A 15763-nucleotide genomic window follows, 5' to 3' on the forward strand; every position below is an offset into this window, starting at 1 on the left:
ACAATTATCTACAGAAAAGGATTCCCCCATTTCTTGTTCGTGTAGACATCCTTTCCGGTTAAGGTGCGCAAAAAGGCGACCATGGAATTGATCTCGTCGGGAGTCATTTGGAGGTTTTGACCGATGTTATTCGGCTTCAAACGCGCATCTAAATTCGTGTTTCTGGCAGGTGCGGCAATGGAATTATAATGTGCTAAAACCTGGCGAATCGTGACAGGAACGGCCGTGTGCATGAAGGGCGTGTTTGCGACTCCGGCCGCATTTAAAATGTCTCTTAAGGAAGGAGAACGCGTATTGGTGAGGTCAGTATTGGTACTTCCGATCACACCTATGAAACCATTATTACGTGAGTTTGGATCAATGTCAAATTCCGGAGCTTGGTGGCAACCTTGGCATCCGAAGCCCCCGCCAATGCGTTCGCTCGCCGCATTAAAGATAGGCGGAGCTAGAAAGAGGTTCTTGCCCGCATTTTCTTGAGCGTTGAAATTAGGGAAAGGCGCGCCATCATTGCCCACTTGTGCGCGGCCTATGTCGTATTTAGAATCGAAGGATTGTATGCTGCGAATGAATTGGGCCAAAGCCGTTTGCATCCGCGCCTCCGTGATCGTCGCATCGCCATAAGCGAGTGTAAATAATTCTTTGTAATAGCCGATTCCATTCAGTTTTGTGAGGAGTGAAGTGATGTTGCCGCGCCCTGTTTGGCCACTAAAACCCATCTCTAAATGATCCACAATGGGCATCGTCGTCTGCGCCTCTAGACTCGCCGCACGCTCGTTCCAGAAAAACTTCGCCTCGTTCGCATAGCGCGTATTAATCAAGCGCATCGAATGCCGTTCCGTCCGCCCATTTTCCACGCCTAAACTGGAAATAGCGGTATCCCCAAACGCAAATTCCTGCTTATGGCAACTCGCACAGGCAATCGTATTATTCGTACTCAGATTCTTGTCGTAAAACAAGACACGACCTAGCGTGGCAGCCTTGTCCGTGATTGCATTAGGTCCGGTATTATCCTTGTTCACGTAGGCCGGCTTGCCTTGCGCGGCATAGTTTTCTAGCGCGGAGGGATTGATGGAGAGGGCTTTTTGGATTTCTGTATACGGATCCGAGGTAACGGTATCCAGTGCATCTTTGCAGCTGAATAATAAGATTGATAGAACAAGAGTGTATAAACGCATAGGGTGATTTTTTGTGAAGCTAGGAAAATCTACGTCTATAAGCCGGCTAAGTAGACGTTTCGTAATATCCTGGCGATGAACAGACTAAGGTTGACTAATGTCAAAGTCCAAAGGAAGCAAGTCCGCCATCCCTATCTTCCCCATATCTCCCCGCATCTCGATCGAATAAGGGTTCATAATATCACCCGTATTCGTTACTTGAATCAGGCCTTTCGGAATCAAAATAGTGTAAGGGTATGGGGCATCCATAAAGATGGGTCTTGTCACGCGTTTTTTATTAAACACAATTTCCATGGGAATTCGCCATTCAAGGGTTCGCAAGCCATCTGTAGTAATAGGTCCGGCTAATTCGGCTGCCTTAAAAGCAACGTGCCGTTCATTATTCCGATCAAAAAACAAGCCCCTCCGCAAATTATTCAAGTATTCCGGCTTCAATAAAAACGCATTAAATCCTTCCTCTTCTACCCGATTATCCACTAAAGCCTTCAAAAAATGCTTCATCGATCCCTCATACGCCTCCACACGATTTCGTTGCCATCTCCGCTCCTGCTTCGCGTCCTCTGCCACCATTTTCTCAAAACTCGCCAAACCCTTATACGCCGTCAAGCTATTCGTCTTCTCAAAATTGTCCATAAAATACGTGATCTTATAGCCCAGCGTTTTGTTCACAATTTGCACAGGCTGTGAGGCTTTAGCCGTAAAAACGTCCTCGTCTTCGGAAAAATCAACTACCTCTCTATTCGTGATATAGACCTCTTTTCGATTGAAACTTTCTCCTAAAAACCCTTTCTCAAAGGCCCTGAATTGCTTTTCCCAGATCTTGTCTTGCGAACCCACCACCCGAACTTCGTCAAGTGTTTTGTTGTCTTCCTCTAAATTGAAATTCAATTCCGAGGTTTTTGCGGGAAATTCCAGGGAAACTAACTTGGGTAAATACCCCACCATCGAAGCGACTAAGCGATGTCGACCAGTCGGAATATTTCTCAAAACATAGTGCCCATTTGCATCCGCCTGTGTCCCTATCGTCGTTCCTTCGATGAAGACACTCGCGCCCGGAATGGAAACGTTTCCTTTCTCCACCACAGAACCAGTTAACTGATATTTTTGCTGTGCGAAGAGGAAAAAGGGGGCAAGAAGCAGGGTGAATAGCAGGCGCATCATTTATCTTTGACTAAATTTAAGCAAATAAATTCAAGAATGATTAACCGCCTATTTTACGAGCCATTAACGCCTGAAAACAGTATCACGCTGGATCTAAGTGCGAAGAATAAGGAGCTAAAACGCCGTATTTATTCGAAAATCGACGCTTTTTGTGCGTATATGGAAGAAAAATTAGGGGCCAAATACGGTGTGGGCGGCTACCTCGAACACCGCATCATCTACGAGGCACACGAGAATTTTGCGACGAACTCGGACGATTTCAGAAACATTCACTTAGGGGTTGATCTCTGGGCTCCAGCTGGAACACCCGTTTTCGCGCCGCTGGCTGGTATCGTGCACAGCTACCAGGTTAATCGCGGTTCTGGCAATTATGGCCCCACGATTATCCTCTACCACCCGGCAGAAAACATCTACAGTTTATACGGACATCTAGGGATGGAAGATATGGCCGAGATAGACGAGGGAATGACTTTTGACGCAGGAGAACTACTTTGCCACCTAGGCAACTCGGACGAAAATGGCGGCTGGCCTCCACACCTACATTTTCAACTCATTCGCGACCTGCAAGGATTTCACGGCGATTATCCGGGCGTTTGTTCTAAGCGGGATGTAGCATTTTATGCGGAAAATTGCCCGGATCCAGCTACTTTTTAGCGCTCTTATTCAATTATGTGACATTTTTGAAAACAAGAATTTCGCGAAATCGGTCTTGCCTTTTAGTCCTAGTTTCAAAATTTACTTTGGACTAACTTTAAATTCTTTCTGAAAATTTAAAAAAGCGAAATACAGCATTAGACCACCAATTGGAATAAACAAAACTAGCATTATCGCTATTGTTTTTTTGTAATTGGAAAATGATTTCTCCAAAATAATTTGCCTAAGAACTTTTATCAAAAATAGAAAATAAGCAATGAAAATTCCTGCAACCGTAATTCTGAATATCAGTGAGTTAATGGGAGATAGAAGGTTCATAGCTAATTGTTTAGTGTAGATTCAAATGTAGATATGGAAACACAACCTATAGATTCATTCAAGCTAGGAATACTTGTTTCCGATAATTTACATTGATAATAGTTAATATCCCAATTTCCCCCTACTCTTCAGTGGTTTTTCGGGTTTCACCAACACTTCTGTGTACAGTATAGGAAATTCTGAACAGCTTTTTTACTGTCTACATTCAAGTCTGAGCTCAAGAATATGGCCTGAAATGAATCCGAAATCAACTAGGTATAAACGGTAATAGCCTGGTGAAAATCACCGGCTATTACATATTATTCTATCATTTTTTAAAACCTTTAGCGCTAGGGCTTTTTGGTGGTGATTTCAATCACACCATTCGCTCCTTTTTCTGCATATTTAGTCGTGGCTTTTTCGCCTTTCAAGACATTCATCGATTGGATGTTATTCGGGTTAAGATCATTCAAGTTTATCTCTGAGGTAATGACTCCGTCGATGACGATGAGGGGCTTGACTTTAGGAGAAGTAGACGCTGACGGACTTAGGATAACATTCGGCTTTTTTCCAGAACCTAAGTCGTTATTGTTCACTTTTTCAGCACGAAAAACGATCTCTTTCCCACCACTTTGTCCTTTGAATTCAACAGTAGTTGAATCGAGATGGATCACTTTGACGTCAGAACCAGAGCCATGTAAAGTGAGAACAGCCGGAGTAGGCGGTGCTGGCGCACCAGCGGGTGGCGGCGGAGGTGGCATATCACGTGTGGCAACAGAAAATACTTTCTTGCCTGTTTTAGGGTCAGAAAAAGTGGTCGAATCTGGTCGCATCGTAACCGTGTACTGTGTTGCCACTTCCTTTTTAGGCTTAGGCTTTTGAGCGCTCAATTGGATCGAGAATAAGACCAAAGAAATCGCCACTAGAGGCAATACGGCCACCTTTCTAAGGTAGGCGTATTTAGGGGTATTGGAGGTTGTTAACATAATAATTCTTCGTTTAATAGATGAGTAATAGAATGAGTGACTCGGATTTAAAAAATGATTACCGTAATAGGTTTGTAAGAGCATTTTGGCAAAAGCATCCACCTCTCCGGTGCCCACCGCGTCGCGGTCAGCGATAAATTCATGAATGTTTTGCAATTCCTTTTGCATGATCCAGTTGAAAGGATTCATCCAAAAAACGGAACAAATCAATTGAGAAAAAAGACGATCCCAGGAGTGTTTCTCCCGAATGTGAGTGAGCTCGTGCTGCAGCATTTTTTGGCCATTTTCGTCTTCTATGGAGATGGATTTTTTCCAAAAAAGGTTCGAGAAAAACGAGAACGGCGCCTCCTCTAAGTCTGTTTCGATGAAGGTAAAATCGCCCATTTGTTTTTTGGCATTCATCGCCTTCAATCGGAAAATCCGAATAATCGAATAGGCTAAATAACAGAGTAATAAGGCACTGATTACATACATTGGCACTAATTCCGAAGGAATATTTGCACTCGTTACCCTTAATCCCTGCACTGGCGCGGTTGAACCATACATCAGGTATTTTAATGCGGGTGTGGCAGCTACTTCTTCTTCAAAAACACTAATACTTAGATGAAACATGGGAAAAACTACACTTAAAGCCATCGCCGCTAACAGATAAAAGCGATTATAGGCGTGGTAAATCGTATTCTTTAAGAATAGCGTATAATAGCCAAAGAAAATCCCTGCATAAATCATCGATTTCAGCAGGTAAATAAATGTATCATTCATCGCCTTTCGATTTTAAGTTTTGCAAAAGGAGTTCTAAATCTTCGATCGACATCTGCTTCTTGTCCACTAAATAGGACACGACATTCGTGTAAGATCCATCGAAAAAGGATTCCGTTAAACCGGCCATGCGTTGGCCAGAATAATCCCGTTTCGAGACTTTCGCGGAATAGAGATTATTTCGGTTCGGATTAGAGATTTGGACAAAATCCTTCTCCACTAAAATCTTCAACAGCGTCGCCACCGTATTCGAGTGTGGCTTCGGCTCCGGCAACAGCTCGATGATGTCCTTCAAAAATCCGCCTTCCGACAAATTCCAAATGACCTGCATGACCTGCTCCTCTGCTTGTGTTAATTTTTTCATTCGTTTTACTTTTCGTATGCTTTGCGTTCGAGTTTCTTTTGCGTTTCGTTGAGGCAAATGTATAACTAAAATTTTAGTTACAAAATATTTCTAACTATTTTTTTAGTTATTATTTTGTGTGTAGTAATTTGGAAAGTCAAATAATCTATCGAAATTTAATTCCACTATGGTACACGAAATCGCGACCTGCCTCTGGTTTGACAAGAATGCAAAAGAGGCTGCTGACTTTTATCAAAGCACTTTTTCAGGCTTTGAACCTCTTTCCGAAAATCCGATGGCGGTGAATTACCGTCTTTTCGATAGACGCTTTATGCACCTAAATGGCGGACCGGGATACCCAATTAATCCATCCATTTCCTTCTTCTTGAACCTAGAAGACGAGGAAGAAATCAAACGTGTTTGGGCGAAGTTAACCGAAAATGGAACCGTATTAATGGATCTAAATACCTATCCTTGGAGTCCTTTGTATGGCTGGTGCGCGGATCAGTTTGGGGTGAATTGGCAGATCATGAAGAACCATGAATCACACGCTAAGCTGGCCCCTAATTTGATGTTTAACGGCGTCAATAATGGTAAGGCAAACGAAGCGATTGATTTCTATACCTCTCTTTTCCCAAATTCTGAAATACTGCACAAAGCGCTGTATGAAAAAGGGGAACACGACACAGAGGGGAATGTGAAATATTCACAGTTTACACTAAATGGCAAACCGTTCCACTTAATGGAGAGTTCGATGGAGCACCAACATAACTTTAATGAGGGTGTATCCATGATGGTCTCGGTCGATACGCAGGAAGAAATTGATCACTTGTGGGATCATTTAGTTGATGGTGGTTCGCCGGGAAGATGTGGATGGTTGAAAGATAAGTACGGTGTTTCTTGGCAGATTGTCCCTTCGGTTTTAGGAAAATTAATGACTAATCCAGAGACCGCTCCTAAGGCGACTTATGCCTTTTTACAGATGTCTAAATTTGTGATTGCAGAGTTAGAGGCTGCCGTAAAATAGGCGGTAAATAAAAAAGGGAGCAAATCCGTACAATTACTGCATCGATTGAATCCAAGAGCGAACTAATTCAACTCCCTCGTGATGAGTGAGTTGCCTGCCTAATTCCGGCATCATGACGCCGGGGTCACGGGAAGCCATGCGGTAGTGTAAAATACTCTGTTCCGGCTTGCCAGGAACAATGTCATAATTCAGATTTCCGGAGCCGCGACCGGCAGCAACAGGGGATTTTAGGAAACCATAGGCGGTGCGATCTTTGGAATCCCAGGTTAAATAAAGGCCAGAAGAGCGGGCTGGTCCGGTGGGATTATGGCAATGGGCACAGTTGATATCGAGGTAGGCTTTCACGCGATCATCGAGCGAGGCCGCTGTGTTCGAATAATTCACCAGAGCGGGAATGTGGTCTTTTGGCAAGCCTTTTAAGATGCCTGCCGTCTCCCAATGTTGCAATTGTTGGCCATCGTTTAATTGACGAACGGATGGGCCGATAGGCGTCATTTCCCCTGATCTTTCGTGGCAGCCCTTGCATTGGTTCATGTTAGGGACTTGGTATTCGAAAGATTGCTTTTTGCCGGAGGCGTCTGTCCATGCCACCATGTCGCTTCCGCCAGCCACTTCCAGCGTCGCATCGGTTTGTTCTTTATTCCAAATGTAAGGTAATGCCACCCAGCCTTTGGCTTCATGCAATAAAACGCGGGTTTCCATCAGGCGACGGCCCTTCTTCGGATTGCGTTCGTCCACCGGATAATAGAAGGTTTTGACGATCGCCGTACCCACGGGGAATTGCAAAACGGAATCCGGATTATAGGAGACCGATTGCCCTTCTGGGAGTTTTATGAAACGTAGTTTCGAAGCGTAGTCAGAGAATAAGGGGGAATTGAGGGCGTAGGGAACGACGCCATCAGCCGGGATTTGGTCCTTTAAGGTGCCTTTGAAAAAACCGTAATCAGACAGGTTTTCTCGGTAATTCGATTCCGCCGAAACTAGCCCAATAAACGCTACCAATAAAACGATTAGTATCCGCATTAGAACTTAATAGATTTCACATGTTCTAAATCACAATCAAACAAATCTTTACCCTGCTGCAAACCCTTGAAATTGTGCTCTGCATCTAGGTTAGCCGTACTTTGGTTGACATTATCCCGCACGCAAATCGAATAATCCAGTGGGTATTTTCCGTCTGGACCCACCTTCGCGGGATTCAAAATGCCGTCATATACGACCGCGGGAACGTGGCGACCGAAGCGTAAAACGAAGCGGTACATTTTGCCAAAACGGCTGTCCATAGGCACTCGACGCGGCTTTCGCTCGAAGGTGTTATGGTGAATCGAAATCGCCGTAGGATAGGGATCGTAATCCTTGTCTTTGATGGCGTTTTCGGTCATATAATACGAGATAATCGCAACGCCGATGGTGGCGTGGTTGATGATTTGGTTCTCAAAAAACTCGACGTTACTCGCCGCCAAAACCATCATCCCCGTTCCTTTAGGCACATTTCCCACAATATTTCCTTTAGGGGCAAAGTTCTTCAAATTATTGTCCTTCACCAAGTTGTGGTGGACACGGACGTGGCCGCCCTTTTTTTGGACTAAATCCGGTAAATCAAAAACCAAAATGCCACCCGTATTCCCGATCGCCTTATTATTATAGACATCCGCATAGAGGGAATTTTCTATTTCGATGCCAGCTACATTTTCGTAGGCCTCCGAGTTCCGAACGATAATATGTTTAGACTGCCCCACGTAAATGCCCGCATCTGAAGCGCCAATCGCGATGCACGAATCGATTAACACGTTTTCGCATAACACGGGATAGAGTGCGTAAGAGCCATTTGTGGGCTTGGGACCACCTGTCCAGGCGGCCTTCAGGCGGCGAAAGGTGATGCCTTTTACATTCATCGTCTTGATCAAATCGCCTTTGGAATCCTCCGTCGTCATATCCTCAATCACGATGTTTTCGCAGTTCGAAACCTTGATGCCTTCTGCGCCTTGGGTTTGGCCCTTAAAACTTAAAATCGTTTTATCGATGCCTTTACCGCGCAAGGTGATGTTCTTTTTGCCCTCCAATGAAAGGCTTTTGGTCAGCTGGAAACGCCCCGCCTCGATCTCGATCGTGGAGCCATCTTCAGCTAAAATGAGGCGCTTTTGCAGGCTTTTTTCAAAGTCTGCTTGGCCTAAAGCCGAAAAACACAGGAAAAGGAAGAGGTATTTCATCCGGTTTTACATTAATTGTTCGGTATCAATTTCCATAAAGTCCTCCACTAAGGGAATGAAAAATTCCTGCACGAAGGCGTCGTGTTGAGAGTGAATGGAATAGGCTTGGTACAGTTCAGGCGAGGCGAATTCCATCGAGAAGCCGTATTTGAACTTATTTTTTGGGCTGGTTTGGCGAGAAACTTCCATTTTTTCTACTCCGTTAATTTCCTCCAAAGCCTTCAGCGCCAAGAAAAATTCGTGCTTCTGTGACTCAGAAACGGTTGCCTTAAAATTAAAAATGCCTGCGTGTCGTAAACTCATGAGTTACCGTATTTATGAATGCTGGCTATTTGTCCAGCATGATAAGCCGTATGGGAGATAATTCTACCCAAGGCTTCCGCTTTTGTTTTTGTCCCAAATTCCTTCGTCGTAATCACCTCCGACCAAACCGAATCGGGCTGTGCTACAAGGGTGTCATGTAGGGTTTCGAAAGACTCCTGCACATAGGCTAACAAGGCGGGCAAATCTACCCACTCGCCCGTATCGTGGCCGGAAATAACCGTTTTAGCGGATACTTGCACCGAAGAATTCCCAAACACATTCTTCGAAAATAACAATTCCACATCCCCGATGTGGCGAATCAAAAACCCGATCGAATTAGGGGAATCACCTAATTTTTTAGCTAAATCTACTGCATGTAGCGATTTCAATTGATTCGAAAATCGCGTGCGGGCCTCAAGCCATTGAGCGACAAAGTGAAGGGTAGTTTCCATACCCCAAGTTAAGGAATTTGCGGTAAAATTTTTGAATAGCGCTGACAACTAGTAAATTGAGGAAAATCTAGACCTATGAAAAAAGTACTTTTACTATCGTTGTTGCTAACCAGCACGCTGGTTTTCAGCCAAACTTACTCCCCTACTCCCGCAAATCTAGCGGCGAGAACGGACTTCCAAAACAATAAATACGGTCTTTTCGTACACTGGGGCATCTCTTCGATGCTAGCCGATGGCGAATGGGTAATGAACAACCGGAAGATCGAAAAGAAAGATTACCAACGCCTATTGAAGGGCTTTTATCCGTCTGAATTCAATGCAGCCGAGTGGGTTTCTGTGGCCAAGAATTCCGGCATGAAATACATTATTTTCATCACGCGCCACCACGATGGTTTCTCGAATTGGGACACACAGCAATCGGATTGGAAGATCACGAATACGCCGTTTAAGCGAGATGTGCTGAAGGAATTAGCGGCGGAATGCAAGAAGCAGGGGATTAAACTGGGTTTATACTATTCCACTTTGGACTGGTACCGCGATGATTATCCGCGGGAAACGGGGCGCACGGGACAAAACTCCGGCAGAACAGGCAAGAGCGATTACGCGTCTTATTTGAAATTCATGAAGGCGCAGTTAACGGAATTATTGACGAACTATGGCGAGATTTCGAATATTTGGTTTGATGGCCATTGGGATCAAACGAATCCGGAGGGAAATAAGGATCGCAGCTCGCGGATTGATTGGAAATACGATGAGATTTATGGCTTGATTCACTCGATTCAGCCGGCGTGTATGATCGGGAATAACCACCATTTGGATCCGATTCCAGGAGAAGATTTCCAAATGTTCGAACGAGATCTTCCAGGCGAAAATCTACATGGTTTGAGCTTTCAAACGGCGTCTGCTTTGCCTTTGGAAACCTGCGAAACCATCAACGGCGCCTGGGGATACAACATGAACGACCACAAGTACAAAACGCCTACCCAAATCCACCAGTTAGTAGTGGGCGCAGCAGGTCGCAATGCGAACTTATTATTGAACGTGGGCCCCATGCCTACAGGCAAGATTCAACCGGAATTCACGGATAGTTTAGCAGTAGTAGGCAAGTGGCTAGAGGCGAACGGCCGTTCGGTTTATGGAACGCGCGGAGGTCCGGTGAAACCGCAACAATGGGGTGTTACAACGGAGAACGCGAGCAGCGTATTCGTGCATTTGTTCCGCAAACCGAGTGAAGAGAGTATGTTCATTCCAGGCAAATACAAGAAGGCATCCGTTTTAAATGGCGCCGCTGTAAAAGCTAAAATCGAGAAGGATGGAATGCGAATTCTGGTGGCGGATGTGCCGATGGGGACGCAGGTGATCGAACTTATAAAATAAAAAAGGGGCCGCTTCTTTCTAGAGCGGCCCCTCCTCTTTTATTTCAATGCACCGTAAATAATGTTTTCTATTTTTTCTTGGTAATCACCGTGGGAGTTTGGCGTGTGTTGTGACATGATTAACACGATCATTTTCTCTTTCGGGTCTGCCCAATAGGTCGTGCCGTAGTAGCCGCCCCAAGCGAAGGAACCTTTGTTGCGCATCTTGCGGTTAGCGGTTTTTTCGCCGGTGATTTGGAACCCTAAACCATAATCATCATTGCCTAAATTGAAGTTCGGGCTCACCATCAATTCTGCGGTACGGCGTCCAATGATCTGCTTTCCGTTGTATTTACCGCCATTCAGGATGCATTGCAAGAAAATCGCATAGTCAAATGCCGTAGACGAAAGGCCAGCGCCACCTGAGAAGAAGGTCTTCTTGAATAAGGGATAGTTCGGGTTAATGCCGCGGAAAGTGGGTGACCAGGTGATGATTTCGTTCTTTTCGTTTTCCGTGTACACGGTGGGCAGGCGCGATCCCTTATCTGCTGGCAAATTGAAATAGGTATCTTTCATGCCTAATGGGATGAAGATATGGTTTGTTAAATAGGCTTCCAAAGTCTCTCCACTGATTACCTCGATCAAACAGCCTAACACATCCGTGTTCAAACCGTAGGTGAATTTTTCACCTGGATTGTGGATTAAAGGCAGGGTACCTAATTTTGTGATCGCCTGCAATAAAGTGGTTCCGTTGTCGCCTAGGCCAGATGGGACGCCGGCTTTCGCGTAAATCGCCTTCATCTTATCGGATCCAATTCCCGCATAGTCTAAGCCCGAAGAGTGCGTTAATAGGTCGCGGAAAGTGATCTCGCGTTTCGCCGGTTCCGAAGTATAGCTCGTGTCTGCGGCATTGAAATCCTTCAAGACGCGCGGTGATTTGAAGGACGGAAGGAAGTCTGAAATCGGTTGGTCTAAGCGCAATTTGCCTTGTTCGAAAAGTTGCAAGATACCTAAGCTGGTTAAGGCTTTGGTCTGTGACATGATGCGGAAGATCGCGTCAGCCGGCATCGGTTTTTTACTGGCCAAATCCGCGTAGCCATGGCCCTTGTAATGCACGAGTTGATTGTTCTTCACGATCAAGGTAACCGCTCCTACTAAGTGGTTTTTCTCCACATAGGATTTCACTAAGGCGTCAATGGATTCTAATTTTTTCGCATCAAAATCTGCCGTGGGCTGCACCACTGGCGACAACACTTGCGCCGCTAAGGATAGCGGGAGCAAGAAGAGGATTAGGAGTTTTTTCATTCGTCTGTTTTGATATTCTGGTTAAAGGGAAGATTTAATTGGTAAGCAAAAGATTGGTCTTTGTCGTTTTCTAACACGTCTAAACCATACGTAATTTTGTCCATCGGTGTGGCGTCAAACGTGCCGAAAAGACGATCCCAAAACGCGAAAATGTTACCGTAGTTCGAGTCCGTTTGTGGGCGCTCGAAGTGGTGGTGTACCTTGTGCATATTAGGCGAAATGATCACATAAGAAAGGGCCGTGTCTAGCCAAAGCGGCAGACGGATATTCGCGTGATTGAATTGGGAAAGTACGACGCTGAGGCTTTGGTACAAAAACACGATCCACATAGGCGCTCCACACACCAAAATCGCTAAAATGGCGAAGACCGCACGAATCACGCTCTCGCCCGGATGGTGGCGATTCGCCGTAGTCGTGTCCACCTGCGTGTCCGCGTGGTGCACCATGTGGAACTTCCACAGCACCTTAATCTTGTGCTCGATCAAATGCACTAAATAGGCTCCCACTAAGTCCATCAATAATAATCCCACGATTAAAAAGGCCCAGCTAGGCATCGCAAACCAGTGCAAAATGCCAAAGTTCGCTTCAGTCGTCCAGTCGCTCGCCATCACTAATAGCACCGCAAACGGGAAATTAATCGCAATGGTGGTGAAGGTCAAAAAGAGGTTTAGCTTCGCGTGAGCCCACTTATTCCCTTTGAAATTCACTAAGGGAATCCCGGTTTCGATCAACCAAAACAACATAATTCCGCCAGCTAAAATCAAGCCGCGGTGCGCACTAGGGATGGTAGCAAAATACGATTCAATCATCATTTTTTAATGTTACGTAAGACATATACAAAGTTTTTCACGGTCGGTCTTTTGTCATAAAAGTCCAAAATATAATAGTAGGTTCCGTCTGGAACTGAACCCGTTTTCTCAAACAAAGAAGTACCCTTGGATGTTTCGCCGGCCCAATTGTTTTGGTAATTATCCGTCTCATATACTAAACTTCCTACCCGATCAAAGATTGAAATATGGTTCGGAATCGGCTTTGTTAATAGGCCTTCAAAGACTAACACATCATTTTTCCCATCCCCATTAGGCGAAATTCCTTGGGGCTCGAAGAACGGACAAGGATCCGGATCTAAGCGATTTTCGATCCCATCGCCATCGCAATCCGGCTTGTATTTCAAGGGATTTTCCTCGTCCTCATCATAAATTCCATCACCATCCGTATCCAAGGTTCCGGCTGATAAAACCGTCACCGTAAGGGAAGTCGTGCTATTGCAACCCGTGTTATTGGTTCCTTTAATGGAATAGGTTGACGTCTTAATCGGGTTCGCAATCACCACCGCTTTGTCCACCGCCGAAAGACCATAGCGCGGCGACCAAGCAAAGCGATCCGCGCCTGAAGCTGTTATGGTCAAACTAGACCAGCGAACTACTTCCGCCGGATTAGGCACAAACGTAATGACTGGAATCGGGTTAATCACAACCACTGTTCCGGAACTATAGGCCGTTCCGCAAACGGGTTGCGTGATCACGGCGCGGAAATATTTCGTGTTAGGCAAATTCGTGGCCGTATAACTGGAATCCGTATTCGCGATGTCCGCCACCCCCACTAAGAAATCCGGCGTATCTGCCGATTGCCATTTCGCAATCGTCCCGATGTGCCCGCTCAGCTTCATTGGTTGACTATTCTTATCCCCGCAGAAGGTCCCCGTTCCGGTTAATTTTCCGCCCGCAATTTCTTCGGTTCGAATGACAACAGCATTCGTGAATTCCAAACTATCCAGCGATGAACGAGCCCCGCGGCGGTAATAATAAACCGTTTTCGAAAGCGGTGGCGTGTAGGTTTTAGCGGTGGCTCCAGGAATCTGCGTGAATGAAATGTTGTCCGTACTTGCTTGCCAAACATACGTAATCGGCCTAGGGACGCCGTAGGCATCTGTTTTAGACGTTAATGGCGAGGGTTTAGCCGGGTAGCAGAGGGATTGGTCAGAGGCAATTTCACCAGGCCAAAGATAGGGCAATATCGTCACCGAGTCCTTCTGGACGGCATTCGATCCATTAATCGTGAAGCTGATGATAGCCGTACCCGCCGTGATGCCACCCGTTAAAATGGCGGTATAGGTTCCGTCATTATTATTCACCACAGCTGAAACCGTTCCCAAGGTAGAAGAGATCGTTACTAAGCCTCCATTCCCTTTCAGATTGTTCCCTTTAAAATCTTTTAATTGTACGAAGATCGTGGAATAATCCTTGTTGTTTGCCTTAATGATTTTAGGACTTGCATTGATGGTCGAGGTTGTCGAATCGGAAACATTCGGTACAGCTCCGCAGAGGTCGATGGTGGGGGTTTGGTCGCAGTTAAAGATAGGTTCTTTGGCATCAAACGACGTTCCATCTCCCATAGATCCGTTTATCCGGTGGCCTACATAGCAGAATTTCGAACTGCCTTCCTTCACATATAACAGCGTATGACCCCCCATTTCCGCAAAGAGTGCTTTATCAGTTCCTTGATTAAATCCACCTGCCAGACCGGGATCATAGGAACCGTTCTCTATGGGCCTCCCTAACATATTGCGGGCATTGAAACCCCAGGAGTATAAATCGCCCGCCTTCGTGATGGCCGAAGCTGCCGGAACGGAATTACTGTGCTCCTGAACGGTCACAAAAATGACGTTCGTGAGGAAGTCATTGGGGGCGGAAGATTTTTGGGCTTGAACCCAATTCAAGTGAACTAAATCCCGCGTAAAGGCGCCGCATTGGTAATTTTTATTGTCCCCCATCGCGTAGAGGTTCCCCGAATTACTCAAGACATAATAGGTATTATACGAGCTACCGCCAGATATTCCACCGGTGACACCGATCATTTTGATTCCCTTCGTTTTCACATCGTCCGGCAGCGTCATCTCTGTGGCATACGAGCGATAAGCGGATCCAGTGCCGTCCCCTAAAAAGGTTGAGGCTCCCCATGTGTACATTTTACCATCGTTCGTTTCCGCCACGAAGGCATTGTAATTCGCCCGGGCAGATTGCCCCCGCACATTTTTCACACCGGTTAAATAGGTCGTCGCGTCTATCTTCACGCGTTGCCAGCTATTCATCCCGGTGGTACCTTGCACGGCACCATTCCCATCCAACGCTCCAGACAGATAACCTAATACATACACATCGCCAGCCTTGCTTAATAATACCAAGGTTCTGTAAACGGCAAAAAGCATTTTTACATCTTGCGGTTCTAATCCAATAGGCAAACCGATAGGTGAAGAGCCACTGGGAGGCGTGATTTGGGCAACCCCGGCGGAAGTGGTGAGTGATGGGTTAAATAGTGATCCTACTGCGCCCCAGGCAAATAATCCAGTCGAGGTTAAGACAACGGCTTGGTCAATAGACGCCCCGGTGTTAGTCCCTCCGATACCCGCTTTGTAGATGGTTCCTGATATCCCGGAATAATTCGTTCCATTAATTTCTAATGGATTTAATTGTCCTAGTAAACCTGTGGGCGCCATATTCGCTCCCCAGATGGAGTATTCTCCTGTACTCTTGATCGCCACGGAGGCGTGGTAGCCACTTATAATTTTATCGTAGGGATCATTTACGTTGCATTGCGCAGTGCCGCTGAACGCGGAACAAAAAAATAGGATCATCCAGCCCCATACCCTAAAGTAATAGTTTGTGCTAGATGATCCCATATAATAGATTTCAATTTTGATTTTAAAGTCTAAATATAGCCTTTAAAAATTGAAATT

The 15763-nt window shown here is 45.6% G+C and carries 14 protein-coding genes; 3 read left to right on the forward strand and 11 right to left on the reverse strand.

Annotated elements, in window-relative coordinates; genetic code table 11:
* Window positions 1-8: 8 nt before the first annotated feature.
* Together EWU21_RS04265 and EWU21_RS04270 are read right to left on the reverse strand one after the other, a co-directional pair.
* Window positions 9-1175 carry a cytochrome-c peroxidase gene (locus tag EWU21_RS04265; RefSeq protein WP_130895571.1) on the reverse strand — a complete coding sequence of 389 codons (1167 nt, stop codon included), beginning with the start codon at window positions 1173-1175 and terminating at the stop codon, window positions 9-11.
* Between the two features lie 84 nt (window positions 1176-1259).
* On the reverse strand, window positions 1260-2336 hold the full coding sequence (locus tag EWU21_RS04270) for a carboxypeptidase-like regulatory domain-containing protein (protein ID WP_130895572.1): 1077 nt from the start codon (window positions 2334-2336) through the stop codon (window positions 1260-1262).
* 36 nt (window positions 2337-2372) lie between these two features.
* Between EWU21_RS04270 and EWU21_RS04275 the strand changes: the two genes are divergently transcribed.
* Window positions 2373-2990, forward strand: a complete 618-nt coding sequence (locus EWU21_RS04275; protein ID WP_130895573.1) for a peptidoglycan DD-metalloendopeptidase family protein — start codon at window positions 2373-2375, stop codon at window positions 2988-2990.
* A 647-nt stretch (window positions 2991-3637) separates the two neighbouring features.
* Here EWU21_RS04275 and EWU21_RS11355 read toward each other — a convergent pair.
* A complete protein-coding gene (locus EWU21_RS11355; protein WP_130895574.1) occupies window positions 3638-5035 on the reverse strand; it encodes a M56 family metallopeptidase in 1398 nt (465 codons plus the stop codon).
* On the reverse strand, window positions 5028-5396 hold the full coding sequence (locus tag EWU21_RS04285; RefSeq protein WP_130895575.1) for a BlaI/MecI/CopY family transcriptional regulator: 369 nt from the start codon (window positions 5394-5396) through the stop codon (window positions 5028-5030). The genes EWU21_RS11355 and EWU21_RS04285 overlap by 8 nt, the downstream gene beginning before the upstream one ends.
* A 166-nt stretch (window positions 5397-5562) precedes the next feature.
* Between EWU21_RS04285 and EWU21_RS04290 the strand changes: the two genes are divergently transcribed.
* Window positions 5563-6402 (forward strand): VOC family protein, encoded by an 840-nt coding sequence (locus EWU21_RS04290; protein WP_130895576.1) that lies wholly within the window; start codon window positions 5563-5565, stop codon window positions 6400-6402.
* Between the two features lie 33 nt (window positions 6403-6435).
* Here the strand turns inward: EWU21_RS04290 and EWU21_RS04295 are convergent, their stop codons facing one another.
* The 4 genes from EWU21_RS04295 to EWU21_RS04310 are packed head-to-tail and all read right to left on the reverse strand — an operon-like array spanning window position 6436 to window position 9367.
* On the reverse strand, window positions 6436-7425 hold the full coding sequence (locus EWU21_RS04295; RefSeq protein WP_130895577.1) for an SO2930 family diheme c-type cytochrome: 990 nt from the start codon (window positions 7423-7425) through the stop codon (window positions 6436-6438).
* Entirely contained in the window at window positions 7425-8612 is a 1188-nt protein-coding gene (locus EWU21_RS04300) for a parallel beta-helix domain-containing protein (protein ID WP_130895578.1), read from the reverse strand. Before EWU21_RS04300 ends, EWU21_RS04295 begins: the two co-directional genes overlap by 1 nt.
* A gap of 6 nt (window positions 8613-8618) precedes the next feature.
* Entirely contained in the window at window positions 8619-8915 is a 297-nt protein-coding gene (locus EWU21_RS04305; RefSeq protein WP_130895579.1) for a Dabb family protein, read from the reverse strand.
* The gene (locus tag EWU21_RS04310; RefSeq protein ID WP_130895580.1) at window positions 8912-9367 is read right to left on the reverse strand and encodes a DinB family protein; all 456 of its coding nucleotides are present in this window, start codon (window positions 9365-9367) and stop codon (window positions 8912-8914) included. The genes EWU21_RS04305 and EWU21_RS04310 overlap by 4 nt, the downstream gene beginning before the upstream one ends.
* A 75-nt stretch (window positions 9368-9442) precedes the next feature.
* On the opposite strand from EWU21_RS04310, the gene EWU21_RS04315 reads away from it, so the two are divergent.
* Window positions 9443-10744 (forward strand): alpha-L-fucosidase, encoded by a 1302-nt coding sequence (locus EWU21_RS04315; protein ID WP_130895581.1) that lies wholly within the window; start codon window positions 9443-9445, stop codon window positions 10742-10744.
* Between the two features lie 38 nt (window positions 10745-10782).
* Here the strand turns inward: EWU21_RS04315 and EWU21_RS04320 are convergent, their stop codons facing one another.
* Genes EWU21_RS04320 through EWU21_RS04330 form a run of 3 tightly spaced genes read right to left on the reverse strand, consistent with a single transcriptional unit; the run spans window position 10783 to window position 15706 of the window.
* Entirely contained in the window at window positions 10783-12027 is a 1245-nt protein-coding gene (locus EWU21_RS04320; protein ID WP_130895582.1) for a serine hydrolase domain-containing protein, read from the reverse strand.
* Window positions 12024-12839 carry a sterol desaturase family protein gene (locus EWU21_RS04325; protein WP_130895583.1) on the reverse strand — a complete coding sequence of 272 codons (816 nt, stop codon included), beginning with the start codon at window positions 12837-12839 and terminating at the stop codon, window positions 12024-12026. The genes EWU21_RS04320 and EWU21_RS04325 overlap by 4 nt, the downstream gene beginning before the upstream one ends.
* Window positions 12836-15706: an invasin domain 3-containing protein gene (locus EWU21_RS04330; protein WP_130895584.1), complete on the reverse strand. Its 2871-nt coding sequence runs from the start codon at window positions 15704-15706 to the stop codon at window positions 12836-12838. The genes EWU21_RS04325 and EWU21_RS04330 overlap by 4 nt, the downstream gene beginning before the upstream one ends.
* Window positions 15707-15763: the final 57 nt, after the last annotated feature.

This window comes from Aquirufa antheringensis, from assembly GCF_004307425.1.
GTDB lineage: Bacteria > Bacteroidota > Bacteroidia > Cytophagales > Spirosomataceae > Aquirufa > Aquirufa antheringensis.

Bases quoted from the DNA above. Each gene is read 5' to 3' on its own strand.
- EWU21_RS04265 (WP_130895571.1), bottom strand. From the start codon at position 1,175: ATGCGTTTATACACTCTTGTTCTATCAATCTTATTATTCAGCTGCAAA.
- EWU21_RS04270 (WP_130895572.1), bottom strand. From the start codon at position 2,336: ATGATGCGCCTGCTATTCACCCTGCTTCTTGCCCCCTTTTTCCTCTTC.
- EWU21_RS04275 (WP_130895573.1), top strand. From the start codon at position 2,373: ATGATTAACCGCCTATTTTACGAGCCATTAACGCCTGAAAACAGTATC.
- EWU21_RS11355 (WP_130895574.1), bottom strand. From the start codon at position 5,035: ATGAATGATACATTTATTTACCTGCTGAAATCGATGATTTATGCAGGG.
- EWU21_RS04285 (WP_130895575.1), bottom strand. From the start codon at position 5,396: ATGAAAAAATTAACACAAGCAGAGGAGCAGGTCATGCAGGTCATTTGG.
- EWU21_RS04290 (WP_130895576.1), top strand. From the start codon at position 5,563: ATGGTACACGAAATCGCGACCTGCCTCTGGTTTGACAAGAATGCAAAA.
- EWU21_RS04295 (WP_130895577.1), bottom strand. From the start codon at position 7,425: ATGCGGATACTAATCGTTTTATTGGTAGCGTTTATTGGGCTAGTTTCG.
- EWU21_RS04300 (WP_130895578.1), bottom strand. From the start codon at position 8,612: ATGAAATACCTCTTCCTTTTCCTGTGTTTTTCGGCTTTAGGCCAAGCA.
- EWU21_RS04305 (WP_130895579.1), bottom strand. From the start codon at position 8,915: ATGAGTTTACGACACGCAGGCATTTTTAATTTTAAGGCAACCGTTTCT.
- EWU21_RS04310 (WP_130895580.1), bottom strand. From the start codon at position 9,367: ATGGAAACTACCCTTCACTTTGTCGCTCAATGGCTTGAGGCCCGCACG.
- EWU21_RS04315 (WP_130895581.1), top strand. From the start codon at position 9,443: ATGAAAAAAGTACTTTTACTATCGTTGTTGCTAACCAGCACGCTGGTT.
- EWU21_RS04320 (WP_130895582.1), bottom strand. From the start codon at position 12,027: ATGAAAAAACTCCTAATCCTCTTCTTGCTCCCGCTATCCTTAGCGGCG.
- EWU21_RS04325 (WP_130895583.1), bottom strand. From the start codon at position 12,839: ATGATGATTGAATCGTATTTTGCTACCATCCCTAGTGCGCACCGCGGC.
- EWU21_RS04330 (WP_130895584.1), bottom strand. From the start codon at position 15,706: ATGGGATCATCTAGCACAAACTATTACTTTAGGGTATGGGGCTGGATG.